The sequence below is a fragment of the Agrobacterium sp. 6Ca8 genome (assembly GCF_055382765.1).
Window position 1 is genome coordinate 565,250 of sequence record NZ_AP026433.1, and the last position, 19,451, is coordinate 584,700.

The 19,451-nt window shown below is 60.2% G+C and carries 22 protein-coding genes, 1 pseudogene and 1 riboswitch; of the genes and pseudogenes, 16 read left to right on the forward strand and 7 right to left on the reverse strand.

Going from position 1 to position 19,451, the window contains the following annotated elements; genetic code table 11:
* The first annotated feature begins 8 nt into the window (after positions 1–8).
* The 3 genes from ACZ5A6_RS02815 to ACZ5A6_RS02825 all read left to right on the forward strand — a co-directional run bounded on the left by ACZ5A6_RS02815 (position 9) and on the right by ACZ5A6_RS02825 (position 2,381).
* The gene (locus ACZ5A6_RS02815; RefSeq protein ID WP_038490216.1) at positions 9–767 is read left to right on the forward strand and encodes an SDR family oxidoreductase; all 759 of its coding nucleotides are present in this window, start codon (positions 9–11) and stop codon (positions 765–767) included.
* A gap of 70 nt (positions 768–837) precedes the next feature.
* Entirely contained in the window at positions 838–1,644 is an 807-nt protein-coding gene (locus ACZ5A6_RS02820) for an AraC family transcriptional regulator (RefSeq protein WP_174061552.1), read from the forward strand.
* Positions 1,645–1,769: 125 nt separating this feature from the next.
* Positions 1,770–2,381, forward strand: a complete 612-nt coding sequence (locus tag ACZ5A6_RS02825; protein ID WP_173992406.1) for a LysE family translocator — start codon at positions 1,770–1,772, stop codon at positions 2,379–2,381.
* 22 nt (positions 2,382–2,403) lie between these two features.
* Here ACZ5A6_RS02825 and ACZ5A6_RS02830 read toward each other — a convergent pair whose 3' ends face one another.
* Positions 2,404–3,231: an aldo/keto reductase gene (locus ACZ5A6_RS02830; protein WP_174061551.1), complete on the reverse strand. Its 828-nt coding sequence runs from the start codon at positions 3,229–3,231 to the stop codon at positions 2,404–2,406.
* Between the two features lie 186 nt (positions 3,232–3,417).
* On the opposite strand from ACZ5A6_RS02830, the gene ACZ5A6_RS02835 reads away from it, so the two are divergent.
* The gene (locus tag ACZ5A6_RS02835) at positions 3,418–4,128 is read left to right on the forward strand and encodes a helix-turn-helix transcriptional regulator (protein ID WP_111783243.1); all 711 of its coding nucleotides are present in this window, start codon (positions 3,418–3,420) and stop codon (positions 4,126–4,128) included.
* 49 nt (positions 4,129–4,177) lie between these two features.
* A complete protein-coding gene (locus ACZ5A6_RS02840) occupies positions 4,178–4,546 on the forward strand; it encodes a VOC family protein (RefSeq protein WP_113291411.1) in 369 nt (122 codons plus the stop codon).
* Between the two features lie 193 nt (positions 4,547–4,739).
* Here ACZ5A6_RS02840 and tam read toward each other — a convergent pair whose 3' ends face one another.
* Positions 4,740–5,510, reverse strand: a complete 771-nt coding sequence (tam, locus tag ACZ5A6_RS02845) for a trans-aconitate 2-methyltransferase (RefSeq protein WP_141193601.1) — start codon at positions 5,508–5,510, stop codon at positions 4,740–4,742.
* Between the two features lie 393 nt (positions 5,511–5,903).
* Here tam and ACZ5A6_RS02850 point away from each other — a divergent pair, with 393 nt between their 5' ends.
* Both ACZ5A6_RS02850 and ACZ5A6_RS02855 read left to right on the forward strand, forming a co-directional pair.
* The gene (locus ACZ5A6_RS02850; RefSeq protein ID WP_065688097.1) at positions 5,904–6,785 is read left to right on the forward strand and encodes a branched-chain amino acid aminotransferase; all 882 of its coding nucleotides are present in this window, start codon (positions 5,904–5,906) and stop codon (positions 6,783–6,785) included.
* Positions 6,786–8,125: 1,340 nt separating this feature from the next.
* Positions 8,126–9,393 (forward strand): annotated as a pseudogene (locus ACZ5A6_RS02855) (methyl-accepting chemotaxis protein).
* A 174-nt stretch (positions 9,394–9,567) separates the two neighbouring features.
* On the opposite strand, the gene ACZ5A6_RS02860 reads toward ACZ5A6_RS02855, so the two are convergent.
* On the reverse strand, positions 9,568–10,455 hold the full coding sequence (locus ACZ5A6_RS02860) for a LysR family transcriptional regulator (RefSeq protein WP_065661254.1): 888 nt from the start codon (positions 10,453–10,455) through the stop codon (positions 9,568–9,570).
* A gap of 95 nt (positions 10,456–10,550) precedes the next feature.
* Here ACZ5A6_RS02860 and ACZ5A6_RS02865 point away from each other — a divergent pair, with 95 nt between their 5' ends.
* A complete protein-coding gene (locus ACZ5A6_RS02865; protein WP_019564126.1) occupies positions 10,551–11,093 on the forward strand; it encodes a GNAT family N-acetyltransferase in 543 nt (180 codons plus the stop codon).
* A 4-nt stretch (positions 11,094–11,097) separates the two neighbouring features.
* On the opposite strand, the gene ACZ5A6_RS02870 is transcribed toward ACZ5A6_RS02865, so the two are convergent.
* Positions 11,098–11,442: a hypothetical protein gene (locus tag ACZ5A6_RS02870; protein ID WP_174061550.1), complete on the reverse strand. Its 345-nt coding sequence runs from the start codon at positions 11,440–11,442 to the stop codon at positions 11,098–11,100.
* Positions 11,443–11,662: 220 nt separating this feature from the next.
* Here ACZ5A6_RS02870 and ACZ5A6_RS02875 point away from each other — a divergent pair, with 220 nt between their 5' ends.
* Entirely contained in the window at positions 11,663–12,265 is a 603-nt protein-coding gene (locus tag ACZ5A6_RS02875) for a superoxide dismutase (RefSeq protein ID WP_003511955.1), read from the forward strand.
* A gap of 131 nt (positions 12,266–12,396) precedes the next feature.
* Positions 12,397–13,266: a metallophosphoesterase gene (locus ACZ5A6_RS02880; RefSeq protein WP_174061549.1), complete on the forward strand. Its 870-nt coding sequence runs from the start codon at positions 12,397–12,399 to the stop codon at positions 13,264–13,266.
* 110 nt (positions 13,267–13,376) lie between these two features.
* Here the strand turns inward: ACZ5A6_RS02880 and ACZ5A6_RS02885 are convergent, their stop codons facing one another.
* On the reverse strand, positions 13,377–14,102 hold the full coding sequence (locus ACZ5A6_RS02885) for a helix-turn-helix transcriptional regulator (protein ID WP_174061548.1): 726 nt from the start codon (positions 14,100–14,102) through the stop codon (positions 13,377–13,379).
* 133 nt (positions 14,103–14,235) lie between these two features.
* Here ACZ5A6_RS02885 and ACZ5A6_RS02890 point away from each other — a divergent pair, with 133 nt between their 5' ends.
* From ACZ5A6_RS02890 to ACZ5A6_RS02915, 6 genes are all read left to right on the forward strand, one after another.
* Complete coding sequence (locus ACZ5A6_RS02890) at positions 14,236–14,865, forward strand: LysE family translocator (RefSeq protein WP_003511960.1); 630 nt, start codon at positions 14,236–14,238, stop codon at positions 14,863–14,865.
* Between the two features lie 115 nt (positions 14,866–14,980).
* Positions 14,981–15,415 (forward strand): c-type cytochrome, encoded by a 435-nt coding sequence (locus ACZ5A6_RS02895; RefSeq protein ID WP_035197982.1) that lies wholly within the window; start codon positions 14,981–14,983, stop codon positions 15,413–15,415.
* Between the two features lie 86 nt (positions 15,416–15,501).
* Positions 15,502–16,422: a c-type cytochrome gene (locus ACZ5A6_RS02900; protein WP_003511962.1), complete on the forward strand. Its 921-nt coding sequence runs from the start codon at positions 15,502–15,504 to the stop codon at positions 16,420–16,422.
* 91 nt (positions 16,423–16,513) lie between these two features.
* Positions 16,514–16,738, forward strand: a riboswitch (cobalamin riboswitch).
* A 166-nt stretch (positions 16,739–16,904) separates the two neighbouring features.
* Entirely contained in the window at positions 16,905–17,087 is a 183-nt protein-coding gene (locus ACZ5A6_RS02905) for a CbtB domain-containing protein (RefSeq protein WP_464111074.1), read from the forward strand.
* A 10-nt stretch (positions 17,088–17,097) separates the two neighbouring features.
* Complete coding sequence (locus tag ACZ5A6_RS02910; protein ID WP_065702657.1) at positions 17,098–17,814, forward strand: CbtA family protein; 717 nt, start codon at positions 17,098–17,100, stop codon at positions 17,812–17,814.
* Between the two features lie 4 nt (positions 17,815–17,818).
* Positions 17,819–18,133, forward strand: coding sequence for a hypothetical protein (locus ACZ5A6_RS02915; RefSeq protein WP_080799128.1), 315 nt, complete (start codon positions 17,819–17,821; stop codon positions 18,131–18,133).
* Between the two features lie 103 nt (positions 18,134–18,236).
* Here ACZ5A6_RS02915 and ACZ5A6_RS02920 read toward each other — a convergent pair whose 3' ends face one another.
* Together ACZ5A6_RS02920 and ACZ5A6_RS02925 are read right to left on the reverse strand one after the other, a co-directional pair.
* Positions 18,237–18,803, reverse strand: coding sequence for a type 1 glutamine amidotransferase family protein (locus tag ACZ5A6_RS02920; protein ID WP_112681515.1), 567 nt, complete (start codon positions 18,801–18,803; stop codon positions 18,237–18,239).
* A gap of 21 nt (positions 18,804–18,824) precedes the next feature.
* A complete protein-coding gene (locus tag ACZ5A6_RS02925) occupies positions 18,825–19,313 on the reverse strand; it encodes a GNAT family N-acetyltransferase (protein WP_003511975.1) in 489 nt (162 codons plus the stop codon).
* Positions 19,314–19,451: the final 138 nt, after the last annotated feature.

The window sequence follows — 19,451 nt, forward strand, 5'->3', positions numbered from 1 at the left end:
ATTTTTCGATGAAAACGACAGGCAACACCATTCTCATCACCGGTGGCGGCTCCGGCATCGGCCGGGCGCTGGCGGAAGCGTTTCACCGGCTGGGCAACAAGGTCGTCATTTCCGGCCGCCGCCAGAATGTGCTGGATGAGGTAACGGCCGCCAATCCCGGCATGGCCGCGATGGTCATGGACGCGACCGACGCCGAAGGCATCCGCTCTTTCGCCGACAATCTCATCAAGACACATCCGACGCTCAACGCCGTCATCAACAATGCCGGCATCATGCGGCCGGAGGACATCTCCTCGGCCCCGGACTATCTGGATACGGCGGAGGAAACCATCGCCACCAACCTTCTGGCGCCCATTCGCCTGACGGCGGCGTTGCTGCCGCATTTCCTCAAGCAGCCTGAAGCGACAGTGCTGACCGTATCCTCCGGCTTGGCCTTCGTGCCCATGGTGGTCACCCCAACCTACAGCGCCACCAAATCGGCCATCCATGCCTACTCGGTCGCACTTCGCGAACAGCTGAAAGAAACCTCGGTTGAGGTTATCGAAATCGTGCCGCCCTATGTGCAGACGACGCTGATGGGGGAAGGCCAGGCAAGCGACGAAAGAGCCATGCCGCTCGAGGCCTTCATTTCGGAAGTGATGGACATTCTCGGCGGTCGCCCGGATGAGAAAGAAGTGGTTGTGGAACGCTGCAAGCCGCTACGTTTCGCCGCGCAGAACGGCAATTTTGATCAGGTGTTTTCGATGGTCAACGGCATGCATCCGTAAAGGCCCGGCCCTGTCTCGGAGGCATCGCCTGTGATAGCGTGGCGCTCTTTAAAGGGAGCGCCAGCTTTTCATGGGCAGTCGTCAATTCCTCATGCCGAAAACCGCCATGCCCGGTATTGCTGCCGTGGTTGCGGATAGCGACCGCTCTTTTCCACGTCACATGCACGACCAGTTCGGCATCGGCCTTGTGGAGCGCGGCGCACAGAAATCGCTGAGCGGGCGCGGCATGGTGGAGGCTGAAGCCGGCCATGTCATCACCGTCAATCCGGGTGAGGTTCACGACGGCATTCCGCTGGGAGAGGGCGGGCGCGCCTGGCGGATGATCTATCTCGACATCGATATCGTGCAGGCCGCCATTACCGATATTATCGAAAAGGATCACGGCTTTTTCGAATTCGCCTATCCGGTCGACATCAGGCCTCTGGCAGACCGGTTCCGCGCGCTTTTTTCAGCCGTGACGGCAACTGATCGCCCGGGTGACACCCTTCGCTGCGACGAGACCCTCCTTATGCTGCTCGTGGGTGCAATGGAAACAGTGGCAACACCACGCCAGACGGCAGCGCCCGATAGCATAAGGCGGGCGAAAAGCAGGATCGATGACGATCCTGCCCGGCCATTGCGCCTAACCGATCTGGCGCAGGAGGCCGGCATGAGCCAGTTCCGCTTCCTGCGATCCTTCAGCAAGACCACGGGGCTGACGCCGCACAGCTACCTTTTGCAGCGACGCCTGCATCTGGCACGGGGTGCGCTGGCCAAGGGTGCTCCACCCGCCGATGTGGCGTTTTTCGCCGGTTTCTCCGACCAGAGCCATTTGAACAGGTTTTTCGCACGGCAGTTCGGGGTGACGCCTGCGGCGTATAGGGCAGCGGTTTCGTAGGGCAGGTTGGGGTAATAGGGCTACAGACGCGAGCCTCCAAGCCTCAACGCTGCAATTTCATCCAAGACCCCCGCGCCGGACACAGTCAAGCTCCTGTCCTCCGTTCAACAGGACTTGCAGAAACCATGACGCCCGAATTCCTCATCACATCCCTGATCATCGCCGCTTCTCCCGGAACAGGCGTGGTTTACACGCTGGCCGCCGGCCTGTCCCAAGGGTCGAAGGCGAGCGTCGTCGCGGCTTTCGGCTGCACGCTCGGCATCGTGCCGCATCTGCTGGCCGCCATCACCGGACTTGCCGCCATTCTGCATGCGAGCGCCCTTGCCTTCGGCGTGATCAAATATCTGGGTGTCGCCTACCTGCTCTACATGGCGTGGAACACGCTTCGGGAAGATGGGGCGCTGAAGATCGACGACAAGCAGGAGCACCGCAAGGCAGGGCGGGTCATCGGTGAGGCGATCCTCATCAATCTCCTGAACCCGAAACTGTCGATCTTCTTTTTTGCTTTCCTGCCGCAATTCATCGCGCCGGAGGAGGTTTCTCCGACGTGGAGCATGGTCGATCTCGGGCTGATCTTCATGGTCATGACGTTTCTGGTCTTTGCGCTTTACGGCTGTTTTGCCGCCTCGGTCAGGCGGCAGGTTGTGGCACGCCCGGCCGTGCTCAACTGGCTGAGACGCAGTTTCGCCGCCGCGTTTGTGGCGCTCGGGGCGAAACTGGCGTTGACGCAGCGGTGAGACCGGACCGGGCTCAACGCAGTCAATCGTCCCAGTCGGGTGCGAGGTGACCGGGGTTGACGATGCGGCCATCGGGTTTGACAAGCGCGTGGATCGCCTGCATTTCCTCTTCCGAGAGCGCAAAATCGAAAATGTCGAAATTCTCCTTGAGGCGGCTTTCGGTTGCGGTCTTGGAAAGCGCCACGACATCCGGCTGCTGCACTGCCCAGCGCAGCGCCACCTGTGCGGCCGTCTTGCCGTGCCTCGCACCAATATCCTTCAGAACCGAATCATCAGGCACCTTGCCATCCGCCATCAGATAATAGGCAGTGACCGAAAGCCCGTGTTGGCGCGCGGCCGCAATCACCTTCGTCTGGTCCAGATAGGGATGGTATTCGATCTGGTTGGTGGCAAGCGGCGTGTCGGAGAGTTTGACCGCCTCTTCCGTCAGCGCCACGTTGAAGTTGGAAATGCCTATATTGCGCACCTTTCCGGCCTTGCGCACGTCGTTCAGCGCGCCGATCCTTTCCGCCAGCGGCACATCGCTTTTAGGCCAGTGCAGCAGCAGTAGATCGACATAATCCGTCTTCAGCTTTTGCAGGCTTTCATCGACGGAGGCGAGAAAATCAGCGTGGCGGTAGCGGTCCACCCAGACCTTGGTGGTCAGGAAAATATCGTGCCGGGAAATGCCGGACTTCGCGATCACTTCGCCAACCGCACCTTCATTCTTGTAGATCTGCGCCGTATCGACATGGCGGAAACCGAGTTTCAGCGCCTCCGGCAAAATGCGCCTGATATCCTCTTCCGGAATGCGGAAGGTGCCGAAACCGAGGGCGGGAATGTTCGCGCCATTCGCGTTGACGTCATACATGCATGTCTCTCCTGTTTATTGCAAACATGGCCGGCAAGGACTGCCGGATGGGGAAGCGGTCTTTTATTAACTGGTGTCAGCGCCATTGGTTTCAAGCGTCTCGCCATTGCGAGGCGCTGTGCGCGAGGCTACCAGTCGATGGTGAAACGTCGTAGATGGCATGATCGGAATGTGGAGGAACCACGCGTGTCGCGCTCACAACGGCTTCTTGATCTGTTGCAGATCCTGCGCGCCCACCGCATGCCGGTCAGCGGTACGGCGCTGGCCGCTCAAACCGGCGTCAGCCTGCGCACGCTTTACCGCGATATAGCAACGCTTCAGGCGCAGGGTGCTGACATCGAGGGCGAGGCGGGTGTGGGTTATGTGCTGCGTCCCGGTTTTTTGCTGCCGCCGCTGATGTTTTCGCAGCAGGAGATCGAGGCGCTTGTGCTCGGGTCGCGATGGGTCGCGGGCCGTGCCGATGAGGGCTTGGCGCAGGCCGCCCGCGCCGCACTCGTCAAGATCGCCGCCGTTTTGCCCGATGCCCTGCGTGAGGAACTCGATAATTCCACCCTGCTTGTCGGCCCCGGGCAGGCCATGGCCACCATCCACGTCGATCTCGCCGCCATTCGCGATATTATTCGCAAGGAGAGCAAGGTCGTGATGACCTATCGCGACGAGAAGGGAGAATTGACGGAGCGGGTGATCTGGCCCTTCGCGCTCGCTTTTTTCGATCTGGTGCGGGTGGTGCTGGCATGGTGCGAGACGCGGCAGGATTTCCGCAGTTTCCGGGCCGACCGCATCGAGAGCTTCAACCCTCTGGACAAGCGTTATCCCCGCCGCCGCCAGTCCCTGCTGAAGGACTGGCGCGAGCGGGAAAAACAGCGACGGCAACAAAATCATGCTGACAAAAACTGACAGCACGGGAGGCTAGAACCTGTTCATCCGCAACTCAAGGAGAACAGCCATGACCCACCCCGATTTCACCATTATCTACGTCGACAACCCGCCGGCCAGCACGGAATTTTATAAAGCCCTGCTCGGCGCAGAGCCGGTCGAAGCCTCTCCGACATTCTCCCTCTTCGTGCTTCAAAACGGCATGAAGCTCGGCCTCTGGTCGAGGCATACGGTGGAGCCGAAGGCATCGTTAACGGGCGGTGGCGGCGAGCTTGCCTTCCGCGTCGAAAGTGATGCGCAGGTGGATGAAGCCTTCGCCGACTGGAAGACAAAGGGCATCGCCATTTTGCAGCAGCCCGGCACGATGGACTTCGGCTACACATTCACTGCGGCCGACCCCGACGGCCATCGTCTGAGGGTCTACGCCTTCGCGGGTTAGAGATAATGCGTTGAGGCCGATTGGCTAAATAGTGTCGTAGCCATGTCGTACTCTAAGCTCTCCTCATCCCTGTGCTGGTCACAGGAATCCAGCCGCCGCGCGTCTGCGCGGCGAGAGAGCCTTTTCAGCCCAAGGACTTGGGCTGGCTGGATTCCTGTGACAGGCACAGGAATGAGGGGAGGCGAAAACTACGCTACTTCTTCACCGCCACCACGAACAGGCGCGGAAAACGCAACAGCAGCCGGCTGTCCGCCATGGGCGGATAGGCGGCTGCGATGCGCCTGGTATAGTCGTTGAGGAAGGCCTCGCGGTGTTCCTCGGCGGCGGCGGCAAGATAGGGGCGCAGACCCGTGCCCTTCACCCATTCCACAATGCTTTCCGCATCCTTCATGGGGTGGTTGTAGATGGTGTGCCACACATCCACCCGCGCGGATTTCGGTGTCAGCGCATCGAAATAGGCTGATGGCGCGGGCAGGGGTTTGCGGCGTAATTTGCCATCCGCAAACTTGTCCTTCCAGGGGCCGTCTGCTCCCGTTTCCTCCATGGCGCGATGTGTCGGCTCCTGCAGATTGTCAGGCATCTGCACGGCAAGAACGCCGCCGCTTTCCAGCTGGTCCATCAGCTGCGAAAGAACGGCAAGATGATCCGGCACCCATTGGAACACCGCATTGGCATAAAGCAGGTCCGCCTTCTGGCTGGGCCGCCAGTTGCCGAGATCGGCCTTGCCGAAACGGGTGTTGGGCAGCCGGTCCGCCGCCTTTTCCAGCATGTCGTCGTCGCTGTCGATGCCGGTGATGACGTTGACGCCGTAACGATCGGTCAAAAGCTCGGTGGAATTGCCCGGGCCGCAGCCCAGATCGTAACCGTTCAGCACGCGCTCCAGCGGCACCTGCGCCAGAAGATCCCTTGCCGGGCGTGTCCGCTCGTCTTCAAATTTCAGATATTGCTGGGCGGACCATGCCATGATTTTCTCCTGCTGACGTGTTGCATTCGGATCGGCGAACAAGAATTGTAAAGGGCGTTGCAAGCGCCGTCAGACTGCCAGCATCGCATGGGCGAAATCCCCCCGCCATCATCCAATGCATGAATTATTGTGATGGATCTATTCATCAACCTTTTGTTTCGCCTCACAAAACGTCTTTGTCAGGGCATGCATTTGTTATTTTCCATCAAAATAAGACATGGCGGCAATTAAAACTTGACCTCACCGGGTCAGAGGCATTCACTCCCGCCGATTTCAGAGCATTGCCAGCAAAAGTGCGGAGCGGTTTTGCGTACGGCAATGTGGCAGGACGAAAAAGATGGAGCTCTTTCGCTTTTTGCAGAAAGGCGGAGATGCTCAAGACAGGAGACAGTCATGACCGTCGATACCGCACCCCGATCAACCACCTGGACCTATGTTGATGGTCAATGGCTGCCCGGCAATCCGCCGCTCATCGGCCCGACTTCGCATGCCATGTGGCTGGCCTCCACGGTGTTTGACGGCGCGCGCTGGTTCGATGGCGTGGCTCCCGATCTCGATCTGCATTGCCAGCGCGTCAACCGCTCGGCCATCAACATGGGCATGAAGCCGACCATGACGGCGGAAGAGATTGAGGCATTGGCGCTGGAAGGCGTCAATAAATTCGACGGCAAGACTGAAATCTACATCAAGCCGATGTATTGGGCAGAACACGGTTCGCCGGGCAGCGTCGTCGCGCCCGATGCCAATTCCACCCGTTTTGCGCTGTGCCTTTTCGAAGCGCCGATGAATGCCGGTGCATCGCTGACACTCACCGTCTCGCCGCTGCGCCGTCCTTCACCGGAAACCGCGATGACGGATGCCAAGGCCGGTAGCCTTTACCCCAATAGCGGCCGCGCCATTCTGGAAGCCCGTGCACGCGGTTTCGACAACGCCCTGATGTGCGACATGAACGGCAATGTCGCTGAATCGGCATCGTCCAACGTCTTCATGGTCAAGGACGGCGTCGTCTTCACCCCGGTTCCGAACCGCACCTTCCTTGCCGGCATCACCCGTTCGCGGGTGATGGGCCTTCTGCGCCAGGCCGGTTTCGAAGTGCGCGAAGCGACCCTGTCGGTCGAGGATTTCCGCGGGGCCGATGAAATCTTCTGCTCGGGCAATTATTCCAAGGTTTCCCCTGTTGTGAAACTGGATGACCGCGCATTGCAGGCAGGTCCGGTCGCCCGCAAGGCGCTCGATCTTTACATGGATTGGGCACGTCTCGGCGCAGACGTCTAGAGCGCCGTGCGTCCTGCCGGACGCTCTGACTCTCTTTAATCTGCGCATCGTTACGGACGAAAATCGAATGTGATTTTCTGTCTGGTGGGCAAAGCTGACAGGTATTTCGATCAGGGCCATGGCAGGCGTTCGGCTTGCCGTGGCCTTTTGTTTTTGCAGTGCAGTATTTTCCCGCGAAAACTGAGGGGAATTTAATCCAATTTTAGACAAACCACCCGTAGTTTGCAGCATCTTCCCTTCCGGCTAACGAGGGCCGCCAGATGTCTTTCAGCATTCGTAATGTACTTGTAGGATTTTTTCTTACCATCAGCCTCGCGCTGGCCGGTTTGGTCGGCAACGAGTTGTGGCGGTCGGCCAATCGCGCCGGCACCTTTTCAGAGGTTGCGCAACTCGTCTCGCTCGACAAGCTTCTTTTCAACGCTCTTTTGAATTTCCGCAGTGAACGCGGCGACAGCGCCACGGCACTGACGCTCGATCCGTCGAAATCGACGGGCAGCGTCGCCAGCGTGCAGGCCGCACGCCAGAAGGTGGATGCTGCCATGACGGCATTCCTCACGCAGTCTTCGTCGCTTGAAGACACGCAGCTTCAGGCACCGCTGAAGCGCGTGAAAGATGTCTACGCGCAGTTCGTCGAATTGCGAAAGAAGGTTGACGCCAACGTTTCGCTGCCGCTCGACCGGCGCGAAGGCGGGCTCGACAAGACGGTCATGGCGCTCGGCGGCGATTTCCTCGCCTCGCTCGAGGCGGGTTCGACGGCGCTTGAAGGCACTGTTCGCTCTCTCGATCAGGGCCAGACCGGTTTGATCCAGTTGCGCTCCTACGGCTGGTCTGCCCGTGCCCTTGGCGGCAGCGCCACCGTCATTCTCAACGCTGCCGTTGCCCAGAACCGTCCACTGACGGCGCAGGAGATGCAGCAACTTGGCGCATTCGATGCCGGTGCGGCTTTCGCCTGGAAAGCGACCGGCGATCTGGTTACGCATGAATCGACGCCGCAATCGCTCAAGGATATCTACGCCACGGCGGACAAGACTTACTTCAAGGGCGATTTCAGCACGCAGCGCGCCAAGCTCATCGACGATCTCATGAATGGTCGCACGCCTGCCTTCACCATGGACAGCTGGCGCACCACCGTCACCGAAAACCTCGGCACGATTGCGAAAATCGCTTCTGCCGCCATGGATGTTCTCGACGCAAATGCCGCACAGGCCAAACAGGACGCCTTCATCGATGCGATGATCTATCTCGTCGTCTTCATCGCGACACTGGCGCTCTGTATCCTCTCGCTTGCTGTCATCGTCGGCCGCGTCACCCGGCCGATCAGCCGCCTGACCAACGCGATGATGGAGCTTTCGGGCGGCAATCTTTCGATCGATGTCGCCGGCGCAAAACGCGGCGACGAGATCGGCGAGATGGCCCGCGCGGTGGAAATCTTCCGCGAGGCGGCAATCCGCAACAGGCAGCTGGAATCCGAAGCCCTGGCCAACCGCGAGCGGGCCGAGCGGGACCGTATCGAGTTGCAGCAGCGCGCCGAGGCCGAGGCCGAAGAAAGGCTCAATCAGGCCACGGGTTCGCTGGCTGGCGGTCTTCGTCGTCTCGCTTCCGGCGACATGGTCTGCGAGATCGCCACGCCGTTCGCACCGCAATTCGAGGCGCTGCGGCACGATTTCAACAGCTCCGTCGTTCAACTGCGCGAAGCGCTGACAAGTGTCGGCCAGTCCGTGCAGACGGTAAATGGCGGCGCTCACGAGGTTTCGTCGGCATCGGACGATCTCTCCCGCCGCACGGAGCAGCAGGCTGCCTCTCTGGAAGAGACCGCTGCCGCGCTGGAAGAGATCACCGCCAATGTTTCGGCCACTTCCAAGCGGGCAAGCGATGCGCGCGACACGGTGCGTGAGGCAAGGGCAAAGGCCGATCTTTCCGGCAAGGTGGTGCGCGATGCCGTTTCCGCCATGGAACGCATCGAGCATTCCTCGCGCCAGATCGGCCAGATCATCGGTGTTATTGACGAAATCGCCTTCCAGACCAACCTTCTGGCGCTGAATGCGGGCGTCGAGGCGGCGCGGGCGGGCGATGCGGGCAAGGGTTTGCAGTCGTTGCACAGGAAGTGCGCGAACTGGCCCAGCGTTCCGCCAAGGCCGCCAAGGAAATCAAGCAGCTCATCAACACGTCAGCCGTTGCGGTGGGTGAGGGCGTGAAGCTTGTCGCCGATACTGGCGTCGGGCTTTCCGAGATCGAGCAGCTCGTACTGTCCGTCAACACCCATATGGACGCCATCGCCACCGCGGCGCAGGAACAGTCCGCCGGTCTCTCCGAGGTCAACACCGCCGTCAACCACATGGATCAGGCTACGCAGCAGAACGCCGCGATGGTTGAGGAAATGAATGCGGCCGGTGCGGGTCTTGCGCAGGAATGTGCCAATCTCCAGACTTTGTTGGCGCAGTTCCAACTTGGCCAGCAGACCTCCGCATTGCGCGAGACGGCAAGGCACATGCGAGAGGCAAGCCCCGCACGCGCACCCGTCTCCCAGCCGTCCAGATCCCGCCCGGTCACCGCTTCGCGTGGCAATGCCGCGCTGGCCGTGAAGGGTGATGACTGGACTGAGTTCTGAGGACGAGATTGCCTTTGGCTTCGGGGTCCAGCGCGATCGGTTCTCTGATCGCGTACGACGCTTCTCACGGCGCAGACGCGCCGTGGCTGGATGCCGGATCCAGCCCGGCATGACGATATAAAAAAGTCGCAAGCATCAACAGATCGAAGCCCGCGTCCGAAACGGACACGGGCTTCATCGTTTCTGCAGGTTTGGCAATGCAGCAGCGAGCGCCCTTAGTGGCGCGGTCATGTGCTTGTCGCGTCTGAGGGCAAGGGCGATCCGCCGTTCGAGCGGCGGCTCGAGCGAGCGCCATTCAAGCCCCGATGCAGCACCTTCATGCTCCATCGCCATGCGTGGCACGATGGCAAGGCCAAGGCCCGCGCCGGCCAGTTTCTTGATGGCCTCGACGCTGCCCAGTTCCATGGCGGGTTGCACGGTGCGGCCGCTTGCCGAAAACCATTGATCCACGAGCTTGCGCGTATTGCCGCCCTCGTAAAGCAGCAATGGCTGTGTCGAAAGCGTCTCGGCATTCAGGATTGTTGCGTCGCTGATGGTGCCAAGCGGGAAAACCGCAACCAGTTCATCGAGATGGATGTCGCTGATATCGAGGCTGCGGCCGCTGGCCGGCAGGGCCACCACCGCCGCATCGATCGTATTGGCTTCGAGAAGCCTCAGTATATCGTGGGTATTGCCGGTCTGCACGACGATGTCTATCCCCGGCATCACCTGGCGGATTTTGCCCAGCACTGGCGGCAGAAGATAGATGCAGGCGGTGGCGCCCGTGCCGATGCGCAGGCGTCCCGTCACGCCGCTGCGATGAGGGGCTACGGTATCGATGGCATGCGCCACTTCTTCCGCAATCCGTCTTGCATGGATGAGAAAGTCCCGGCCCGCCGCCGTCGGCTGCGCGCGCCTGCCGACCCGTTCGATCAGCCGCACACCGAGCTGCTTTTCCAGCAGCCGGATATGCAGGCTGATGGCCGGCTGCGTCAGCCCCGCCTTGTCGGCTGCGGCGGAAAAGCTGCCGAGATCGGCGACATCCATGAAGCTGCGCACCTGCCGCAGATCGAGGTCCATCATCAAAGAAAACCTTATCGTTTGTATAAGACAGATAATCTTTATTTTGACTGAGCCGCAATGCACAATAATGCCGTGAATGACCACAGGACACGAGAATGACCCTTCCCACAATTTCCAGCCTTACCATCCGCCCCTGCGAGGAGGCGGATATTCCAGCCATTACCGAAATCTATCGGGATGCCGTGCTGCATGGCCGCGCCAGCTTCGAGATCGATCCGCCAAGCGTGGATATGATGCTTGAGCGCCGCCGACTGCTGGTAGAAGGCAACTACTCCTATCTCGTCGCCGAAATCGACGGAAAGATAGCCGGATATGCCTATGCCGGCGCCTATCGTCCGCGCCCGGCCTATGGTGCTGCTGTGGAGAATTCCGTTTATATCGATCCGGCCATGAAGGGCATGGGAATTGGCCGCAAGCTGCTCGATGCGCTGATCGAGGATGCGACTTCGCGCGGCTTCCGGCAAATGATTGCGGTCATCGGCGATAGCGCCAACGCCGCCTCCATCGGGGTTCACCGCGCCGCCGGTTTCGAGCATGTCGGCACATTCAAGTCCATCGGCTGGAAACACGGCCAGTGGCTGGACACGGTGCTGATGCAGCGCGCGCTGGGCGATGGCGACACCACGCCCCGTTTCTGAAACCTCAGGGCTTGGTAGAGCCGGGGATTTCAACCTTCAGCGTATCGCTGGCAAGCTCGCTGCCGAGTTCGACGGCCTTGGTCTTCTTGTCGTAAACGCAGATATGGCTGATCGTCGCATCCGCGCCCTTGGCCTTGCCGGTGAGGACGGCGAGGCCATAATTCTCGCTGCCCACCGGATCGACCACCACCTTGGCGTCCTCGATCATGTCTTTGCCGGCGCCAAGGCACGCCGTCTGCACATCCGCCACGAATTCCTTCCACGCATCGTCAGACGATGCGGCGGCGGGTAGCGCCAGCGAGGAGAAGGCGGCGAGAAGCAGCGCGCGATGGATCATGGGGCGGGTCATGGAATTTCCTTCCTGCAATTTCATCAAAAGCGAACCGATAGGGTGGAAAACAGTACGCCAGGGTTGTGAAACAAATGTGGTGGCGGCTGGCTTGAGAGGAATTTTCTCTTTTGTCGGAACATTTTGATATTTCACAGGTTGCCCAAACAGAGGTTCGCTCCTATGGTCCGCTCACACGGTTTCTAGGAGCGGTAACCCGCTGCAAAAAGGAGTAAAAACCATGGCCTTCGAACTTCCTGAACTCCCCTACGACTACGACGCGCTTGCACCATACATGTCGCGCGAGACGCTCGAGTTCCATCACGACAAGCACCACAAGGCATATGTCGACAACGGCAACAAGCTGGCGGCGGAAGCCGGTCTTTCCGACCTTTCGCTTGAGGAAGTCGTGAAGAAGTCCTTTGGCACCAATGCTGGTCTCTTCAACAATGCTGCCCAGCATTACAACCACGTCCATTTCTGGAAGTGGCTGAAGAAGGACGGCGGCGGCAACAAGCTGCCGGGCAAGCTGGAACAGGCATTCGCCTCCGATCTCGGCGGTTACGACAAGTTCAAGGCTGATTTCATCGCTGCCGGCACCACGCAGTTCGGCTCCGGCTGGGCATGGGTTTCCGTCAAGAACGGCAAGCTCGAAATCTCCAAGACCCCGAACGGCGAAAACCCGCTGGTTCATGGCGCAGAACCGATCCTTGGCGTCGACGTGTGGGAACACTCCTACTACATCGACTACCGCAACCTGCGTCCGAAGTACCTCGAAGCCTTCGTCGACAACCTCATCAACTGGGACTACGTCCTGGAGCGTTACGAAGCCGCTTCCAAGTAAGTTTTGCGGATTGTAATTTTCTGAGCACCCGGCCCCCAAAGGCCGGGTGTTCTGCTTTTGAGGTCGACAATCCAGCGTGTCGCTCCCATTTGTCACAAGCCTGTCATCCGCCCGGTTTATCGCGGCGCATCATGACTGAAAAAACCACACCGCTCTTCTCATTCGGCATCGTTGCCGATCCCCAATATGCCGATGCCGAACCCCGCCCGGATATGGGCCGGTATTATGCCGAAAGCCCGAAAAAGCTTGGCGAAGCGATCGACGCCTTCAATCGCGAGGAACTGGCCTTCGTGGTAACGCTGGGCGATATCATCGATCGCGGTTTTGAAAATTTCGATGCGATCCTTGGCGTCTACGAGCAGCTTCGCCACCCTTCGGTGATGCTGCCGGGAAATCACGATTTCGCCGTTGCCGCCCAACACCTGTCCGCCATCCATTCCCGCCTCGGCATGGCGTCGCCCTGGCACGATTTCACCATCGGTGAGATACGTTTCGTGGTGCTTGACGGCAACGAGGTCAGCCTGTTTGCCCCGCCGCCGGGCGATCCGCGCCGCACGCTGGCGCAAGAGCGTCTGAGGCGCCTGCAAGAGGTGGGTGCGATCAATGCGCAGGACTGGAATGCGTCGCTCAGCGACGAACAGTTCGAATGGCTGCGGACCGTTCTGCAAAAGGCGGATGCGGCGGGTGAAAAAGTGGTCATTCTCTGCCACTATCCGGTCTATCCGAACAACGCCCATAATATGTGGGACGCGCCTCGAATCCTCGATCTTCTGGATGTACACCCTTCGGTCGTCGCATGGTTCAGCGGCCATAATCATGAGGGCAATTACGGGGTGCAGGGCAACACTCACTTCGTCAACTTTAAGGGCATGGTGGATACGCCCGACCAGAACACCTTCGCCATTGCCGATGTGTTTGCCGACCGAATCGTCATCCGCGGTTTCGGGCGGGAGGAGGATAGGGTGCTTGAGCATTTGCGGCATAACGCTGCCGTGCTTTGAAGTCAGCACCACCCTCTCAACCGTCATTACTGTCCCTGTCACAGGAATGACGGTTGAGACGGAGGCCCCGACACAGAACGAAGGTTGAAAGACGCGCTAAATCAGTAGCTTTACGCGCCGGCTTGATTCGTCGTTCGTTCCGAAGTTCCCAGCTGATTGCTCTGCCAGCCGCTCATCCACAATTGCCGCAACCTTTCGCCTTCCATCTTGAAAAAGCTGCCGGTTGTCTTGCAGGTCAGAACGCGGTCGGAGCGGAAATTGCGGATCGCTTGCCTGAGCTCGCACCAAGCGACGATATTGGTCGTCTCCGAATAATAGATCATGGCGATGGGCCGGATCTGTCGCCGGGTCTCGGTGCCGGTTTCATCGCCATAGGTTATGTCCAACCGCTCCTCGTCGCGCACCGCCCGCCTGACCACGGCAAGATCGACGCCGGCGGGTGAGGGCGCGATGCTGCCCCAGGCGTGCAGGGCATTGGCCGACAGGGTTTTCGACAGGGGTTCGGGCAGGGATGCAGCAATCTTGTCGCTGACCTTTTTGGCCGCCTGCCGCAATTCGGTATCGCCAGTGCGCGCGACCATGGCGAGTGCAAGCACGATCGCCTCCGTCTCCTCGATGGAAAACATCAGTGGCGGCAGGTTGAAGCCGGGACGCAGGATGTAACCGACGCCGCGTTCGCCTTCGATCGGCACGCGCATGGTCTGAAGAGCCGAAATATCGCGATAGACCGAGCGCACCGTGACCTCCAGTGCCTCGGCAATGGTCTGCGCGGTGATCGGCCTGCGCGCCACCCGCAGGATCTGGATGATCTCGAACAGTCTCGATGCCTTGCGCATTGCCGTTTTTCCCGGTGGTTTCCCAACGCAACTGACACAACGCTGTCAGTTGGCTTTTCCTATAAGCAGCAAAACACATTGAGAAACATGAGTTTTCCCGAATGTGTCGCAAACTGTTTTGGGAGATACTGACATGAGTTACGCCGAAAATCTCTGGCTTTTCTTTCTGGTCCTGTTCGGCATCATCATCCTGCCGGGCATGGATATGCTGTTCGTGCTGGCAAGTGCGTTGACGGGTGGCAAAAGAACCGGGCTTTCCGCCGCAAGCGGCATGAGCGCCGGCGGCATGGTGCATTCACTTTACGGTGCATTGGGCGTCGGCATGCTTGCCGCCTGGATGCCGTCGCTGTTCCTGCCGCTGCTGGTCGCCGGCGCCGCTTACATGGTCTGGATCGGCGTCGGGCTGATGCGCAGCGCCATCACCGTCAATGGCGATGAGGCGCAGGCGAGCGCCTCTGTCAGAAAGGCGTTCTGGCGGGCCGTGCTCACCTGCCTTTCCAATCCGAAAGCCTATCTCTTCATGATGGCGATCTATCCGCAATTCCTCAAACCCGACTATGGTCCAATCTGGATGCAGGGGCTGGTAATGGGCGCGATGGTGGCCATCACGCAGTTCACGGTCTATGGCGCTCTGGCGCTGACGGCGGATAAAAGCCGGGCATGGCTCGTTTCCTCGCCTGCCGCCACGATTTTCATCGGCCGCGCCGCCGGTTTCATGCTGATTGCCGCAGCCCTGGTTACGCTTTGGGAAGCACTCTCCTAGACTTCTGTTTTCTTGGGGAAATTCACTGCAATGTGACTTCTTTTCGCCATGCGGAAAGGGCATCCTCGCGCCGTTATCGCGCGTTCGGCATCTGCCGGAATCAAGGAGAGAGTGTATGAAACTGAAAACCATCGCGGCGGCCATGCTTTTCGGCTGTCTTTGCGCCGGAGCGGTCTACGCTGCCGGCGAAGTCGAAAAACGTGAAGGCATGATGAAGCAGATCGGCGGCTCCATGGGGGCGCTTGCTGCCATCTCCAAGGGCCAGAAGCCTTATGACGCCGAAGCCGTAAAGGCTGCCGTGACGACCATCAGCACCAACGCCAAGGCTTTCCCCGACCAGTTTCCCCCGGGCAGCGAGACCGGCAGTGCTGCGGCACCCGCGATCTGGGAAAATTTCGATGACTTCAAGTCCAAGGCCGCCAAGCTCGGTGCCGATGCGGACAAGGTCCTCGCCAGCCTTCCCGCCGATCAGGCAGGCGTCACCACCGCCATGCAGACCCTCGGTGCCGATTGTGGTGCGTGCCACCAGACCTACCGTCTGAAGAAGTGATCCTATTAAGAACGCCGCTTCCCGGCGGCGTTTTTTTCAGCGGGAATGATGCCTGATCTCATCAGGTGATAATGGGGAGAGGGGTCATGGCCTCCATTTGGACGAAGCTCGCGGGCGGGATCGCGGTGGCGGCCATTGCCGGTTTCGGCATTTTCGCCTGGGTCACCGCGCCTGTGCGTCAGGCACCCAGCCACTGGGTGAGCCTTGGCGAGCCGGACCTTGCCAATGGCGAAACGCTGTTCTGGGCGGGCGGCTGCGCAAGTTGCCATGCGGCACCAGATGCCAAGGGCGATGCGCTTTTGACGCTTTCGGGCGGGCAAGCGTTGAAAAGCCCCTTCGGCACCTTTCATGTGCCCAATATTTCCTCCGATCCGCAGCATGGCATTGGCGGCTGGACGCTTTCGGAATTCGGCGATGCGATGACGCGCGGCGTCGGCAAGAACGGCGAACATCTCTACCCGTCCTTCCCTTACGCCTCCTATGCCCGCATGACGCAGAAGGACATCAACGACCTCTTCGGTTATCTGCGGGTTCTGCCCGCCAGCCAGAATGACGCGCCGGATCACGAACTGCCGTTCCCCTTCAACATGCGCATGGCATTGGGCGGCTGGAAATTCCTCTATTTCGATACATCCGCGCCACCCCGCGTCGAGCTTGCCGATGCCAATGCCGAATTGCTGCGCGGCCAATATCTGGTGGAAGGCCCGGGCCATTGCGGCGAATGTCACACGCCGCGCAATGCGCTTGGCGGTTTTCTCGATGGCAAATGGCTGGCCGGTGGTCCAAATCCCGAAGGCGAGGGCCGCATTCCCGATATTACCCCCGGCTCGCAGAGCGTCGGAAGCTGGGAGGCGGCCGATATTGCCAACTATCTGGAAACCGGCTTCACCCCGGAATTCGACAGCGTCGGCGGCTCCATGGTCAAGGTGCAGCAGAACATGGCGCATCTGACGGCCGAAGACCGCAATGCGATCGCCGCCTATCTGAAGGCCATCCCGGCACGGTAGCCCTTTGCCGTCATGCCTGACTTGATCCGGCATCCAGCCACGGCGCGCAATTCTCACGCCGGCCTGCCATTGACTCCCACCCACACCCATCGGATAACGATCCTGTGATGGTTCCTTCCGGGCGTTCCGGAAGGTGAAAAGGGAACACGATAGGGAGACATCCTCATTCGTGGCTGCCCCCGCAACTGTGAGCGGAGAGCCTGAAACGAAATGCCACTGGTAAGCATCTCGCCGGATATGGGCGAGGGCAATGCCGGGAAGGTGTTTCAGGTTTTGACCCGTAAGCCAGGAGACCTGCCATCACGGAAATGTCCATGCCGGCGGGGTGTCCGGAAGAGCGGAATTTCAGGGTGGTGGTGCTTGAACGTGCCGCCCTGTGTCAGTCTCGTATCCCCGTGGTGAAGTGTATCGCATGCGGCTGCACGGCGTTTGCCGTTCCGCCGCGTCTAAAGGCGCGGGGTCGCGCCGTAAGAGGGGTCACCATGTCCATCAACCAGAATACGGCAAATGCCGCCGTTCCAGCAAAAACGGGCAGCTTCGCGCAATCGCTGACGGCGATCGTGCTTGGTCTGTTCGTCGTCGGTTTTGTCGGCTTTTCGCATGTGGAAGCCGTTCACAACGCCGCGCATGACACACGTCATGCCAATGCTTTCCCTTGCCATTGAGGTGGGAAGCATGTCGTTCTTTCGCAATATCGTTTTTACCGCCGTCCTCGTCGGCATCGTTGGCGGCTTCGCCGTTTCGGCCATGCAGGCTTTCGGCACCACGCCGCTGATCCTGAAGGCGGAAACCTATGAAAATGCCGGTGGCGAAGCGCCCCACAGCCATGATGCTCCGGCCACGACCGGCGCTGCCGTTCCCGCGCACGAGCATAACGAGGAAGCCTGGTCTCCAGCCGACGGCTTCGAGCGCACCGCCTATACGGTCGCCGCCAACGTGCTGACCGCCATCGGTTATGCGCTGGTGCTGACCGGCCTCATCTCGCTGCGCGGCACCGATGCCGGCTGGCGCGAAGGCCTTTTGTGGGGTGTGGCCGGTTTTGCCGCCGTCATGCTTGCGCCGATGATCGGCCTGCCGCCGGAACTACCGGGCAGCCCGGCGGCCGCGCTTGAGGCGCGTCAAATCTGGTGGCTTTCGACGGTTGCGGCGACCGCAGGCGGCATTGCGCTGATCGCATTCCGCCGCGAACCCTGGGCAATCGTGCTCGCACTGGTGTTGATCGTTGCACCACATGTGGTGGGCGCGCCCCTGCCGCCGGAAGGTGAACATGCGCTGGCACCGCTGCCGCTGGAACGACAGTTCATCGTTGCCGCCACCGTGACCAGCTTTGTCTTCTGGGCCTTGCTCGGAACATTGAGCGCGTTTTTCCTGAAGCGCTTCCAGCAGGCTTGAAACCATGCAGGACGCAGCCGAATGGAGTGAGGAACTCGACGCGCTGCGTTTTGCCGTTCCCGGTCACGGCGCTTTCTGCGCCGTGCATCGCCTTGCCTTCAAGGCAGTCCTCGGCGTCAGCCCGGAACGGGAAGCGGCGCTCGCCTATTTTCATGAGAATGAGGCTGCCTTTACGGCCGCAGCCCTTGCCAAGATCAAGCGCTCGGCTTTGCCGGCCGGTCGCAGTCTGCATCTCAACAGCCGCGATATCCGCCGTGCGATTGCGGGGGAGGGCGGGGATGTCGCGCCCCGTGTCTGCCGGGTGCTTGATCAGGGGTGATTTGTGATGGTCTCGCGGCTTAACTTCCCCACCACCTCATTCCTGTGACAAGCACAGGAATGAGGTGGGAGGATCCGCAAAACTCTCGACACCAAGGTGAGCCTCACCGGTGCTCCGCCGCAAAAATTCCAAGTTCCGCCTCGGCTTCCGGACCAAAGAGGCCGAGGTGTTTCAGAATTTCCACTGCGAAACTGACGGGTGCACTGCCGGCTGCGGTTACGATGCCGCCATCGCTGACCGCCTTCGGCTGGTCGCGATAGAGCGCTTCGCCGCGATAGGACGGATAGGCCTTGTGAGAGGCGAGCGAATTGCCGGTATGGGCGACGTCATCAAGGGCGCCCGTGCCTGCAAGCGCGCTGGCAGCCGCGCAGATGCCGGCAACCAGTCGGCCCTTCTCGCGAAACCGCTGTACCAGCCCGCCAAGATCGACAGCCGTTCCCTTTTCCCAGCTGAGGCCGCCGGGAATGACGAGCGCATCGATGTTAGCAGGATCAAGCGCGTCATAGGATGTGTTGGGCGTAACGTTGAGCCCGCCCATTGAAACCACGGGCCGGCCGTCCGGGGTTGCATAAACGATCTCGACGCCGAGATAGCCGCGCGCGGCGGCGGCAAGCAGCGCCGGTTCCCAGTCCGCAAAATCCTGCGCAAGCGCAATGGCAATCCGTGTCATGGCCGTCTCCGAAGGTTGCAATCAGGCGATAGACTGCATGTAGCGCATGCCGGTGACCGGGCGCGGCGCGAAATCCATGCTTTCGTAGAAACGATGCGCGGCGACATTGCCGGTCGTGGCGCTGACGGAAAGATAGTCGCAACCGAGGCGCTTGGCGATATCGCGGGCGCGGGAAACCAGGTGCTGGCCGGTGCCATGGCCGCGGTGACCGTCACGCACGAAAAGATGGTGCAGCTCAAGCCCGCGGCGGCCTTCCTGCGCCCTGTAGAGCGGCAGCATCAGGGCGTAACCGATCAATGCGCCGTCGGCTTCCGCCACCAGCCCATGCACCCAGGGAAGCGGGCCGAACAGGTCGCGTTCCAGTTTCGCCGGCGTAATCGCCGCCGCATCGCCATGAAAGGTGGCAAGCAGGGTGATCATCTCATTGAGCTCAGGCAAATCGGTCTTGCGTGCGCCACGAATGATGACGACGGGCGGTCTTTCCAGTGTAAGGGAACTATCTTCGGTCATTTTTCTGGTCCTTCGGTTTTATCGGTGCCGTCAGGACGCTTGAAAAACAACAAAGCCGCCTGACGGCGGCTTGTTGACAAAATGATCTGTCGAGCCGCCCTTTACAGGTAGGCCCAAAAGTACGAGCAGGAGATGGGT

Coding starts and splice junctions, on each gene's coding strand:
- ACZ5A6_RS02815 (WP_038490216.1), top strand. CDS start 9: ATGAAAACGACAGGCAACACCATTCTCATCACCGGTGGCGGCTCCGGC.
- ACZ5A6_RS02820 (WP_174061552.1), top strand. CDS start 838: ATGGGCAGTCGTCAATTCCTCATGCCGAAAACCGCCATGCCCGGTATT.
- ACZ5A6_RS02825 (WP_173992406.1), top strand. CDS start 1,770: ATGACGCCCGAATTCCTCATCACATCCCTGATCATCGCCGCTTCTCCC.
- ACZ5A6_RS02830 (WP_174061551.1), bottom strand. CDS start 3,231: ATGTATGACGTCAACGCGAATGGCGCGAACATTCCCGCCCTCGGTTTC.
- ACZ5A6_RS02840 (WP_113291411.1), top strand. CDS start 4,178: ATGACCCACCCCGATTTCACCATTATCTACGTCGACAACCCGCCGGCC.
- tam (WP_141193601.1), bottom strand. CDS start 5,510: ATGGCATGGTCCGCCCAGCAATATCTGAAATTTGAAGACGAGCGGACA.
- ACZ5A6_RS02850 (WP_065688097.1), top strand. CDS start 5,904: ATGACCGTCGATACCGCACCCCGATCAACCACCTGGACCTATGTTGAT.
- ACZ5A6_RS02860 (WP_065661254.1), bottom strand. CDS start 10,455: ATGATGGACCTCGATCTGCGGCAGGTGCGCAGCTTCATGGATGTCGCC.
- ACZ5A6_RS02865 (WP_019564126.1), top strand. CDS start 10,551: ATGACCCTTCCCACAATTTCCAGCCTTACCATCCGCCCCTGCGAGGAG.
- ACZ5A6_RS02870 (WP_174061550.1), bottom strand. CDS start 11,442: ATGACCCGCCCCATGATCCATCGCGCGCTGCTTCTCGCCGCCTTCTCC.
- ACZ5A6_RS02875 (WP_003511955.1), top strand. CDS start 11,663: ATGGCCTTCGAACTTCCTGAACTCCCCTACGACTACGACGCGCTTGCA.
- ACZ5A6_RS02880 (WP_174061549.1), top strand. CDS start 12,397: ATGACTGAAAAAACCACACCGCTCTTCTCATTCGGCATCGTTGCCGAT.
- ACZ5A6_RS02885 (WP_174061548.1), bottom strand. CDS start 14,102: ATGCGCAAGGCATCGAGACTGTTCGAGATCATCCAGATCCTGCGGGTG.
- ACZ5A6_RS02890 (WP_003511960.1), top strand. CDS start 14,236: ATGAGTTACGCCGAAAATCTCTGGCTTTTCTTTCTGGTCCTGTTCGGC.
- ACZ5A6_RS02895 (WP_035197982.1), top strand. CDS start 14,981: ATGAAACTGAAAACCATCGCGGCGGCCATGCTTTTCGGCTGTCTTTGC.
- ACZ5A6_RS02900 (WP_003511962.1), top strand. CDS start 15,502: ATGGCCTCCATTTGGACGAAGCTCGCGGGCGGGATCGCGGTGGCGGCC.
- ACZ5A6_RS02905 (WP_464111074.1), top strand. CDS start 16,905: ATGTCCATCAACCAGAATACGGCAAATGCCGCCGTTCCAGCAAAAACG.
- ACZ5A6_RS02910 (WP_065702657.1), top strand. CDS start 17,098: ATGTCGTTCTTTCGCAATATCGTTTTTACCGCCGTCCTCGTCGGCATC.
- ACZ5A6_RS02915 (WP_080799128.1), top strand. CDS start 17,819: ATGCAGGACGCAGCCGAATGGAGTGAGGAACTCGACGCGCTGCGTTTT.
- ACZ5A6_RS02920 (WP_112681515.1), bottom strand. CDS start 18,803: ATGACACGGATTGCCATTGCGCTTGCGCAGGATTTTGCGGACTGGGAA.
- ACZ5A6_RS02925 (WP_003511975.1), bottom strand. CDS start 19,313: ATGACCGAAGATAGTTCCCTTACACTGGAAAGACCGCCCGTCGTCATC.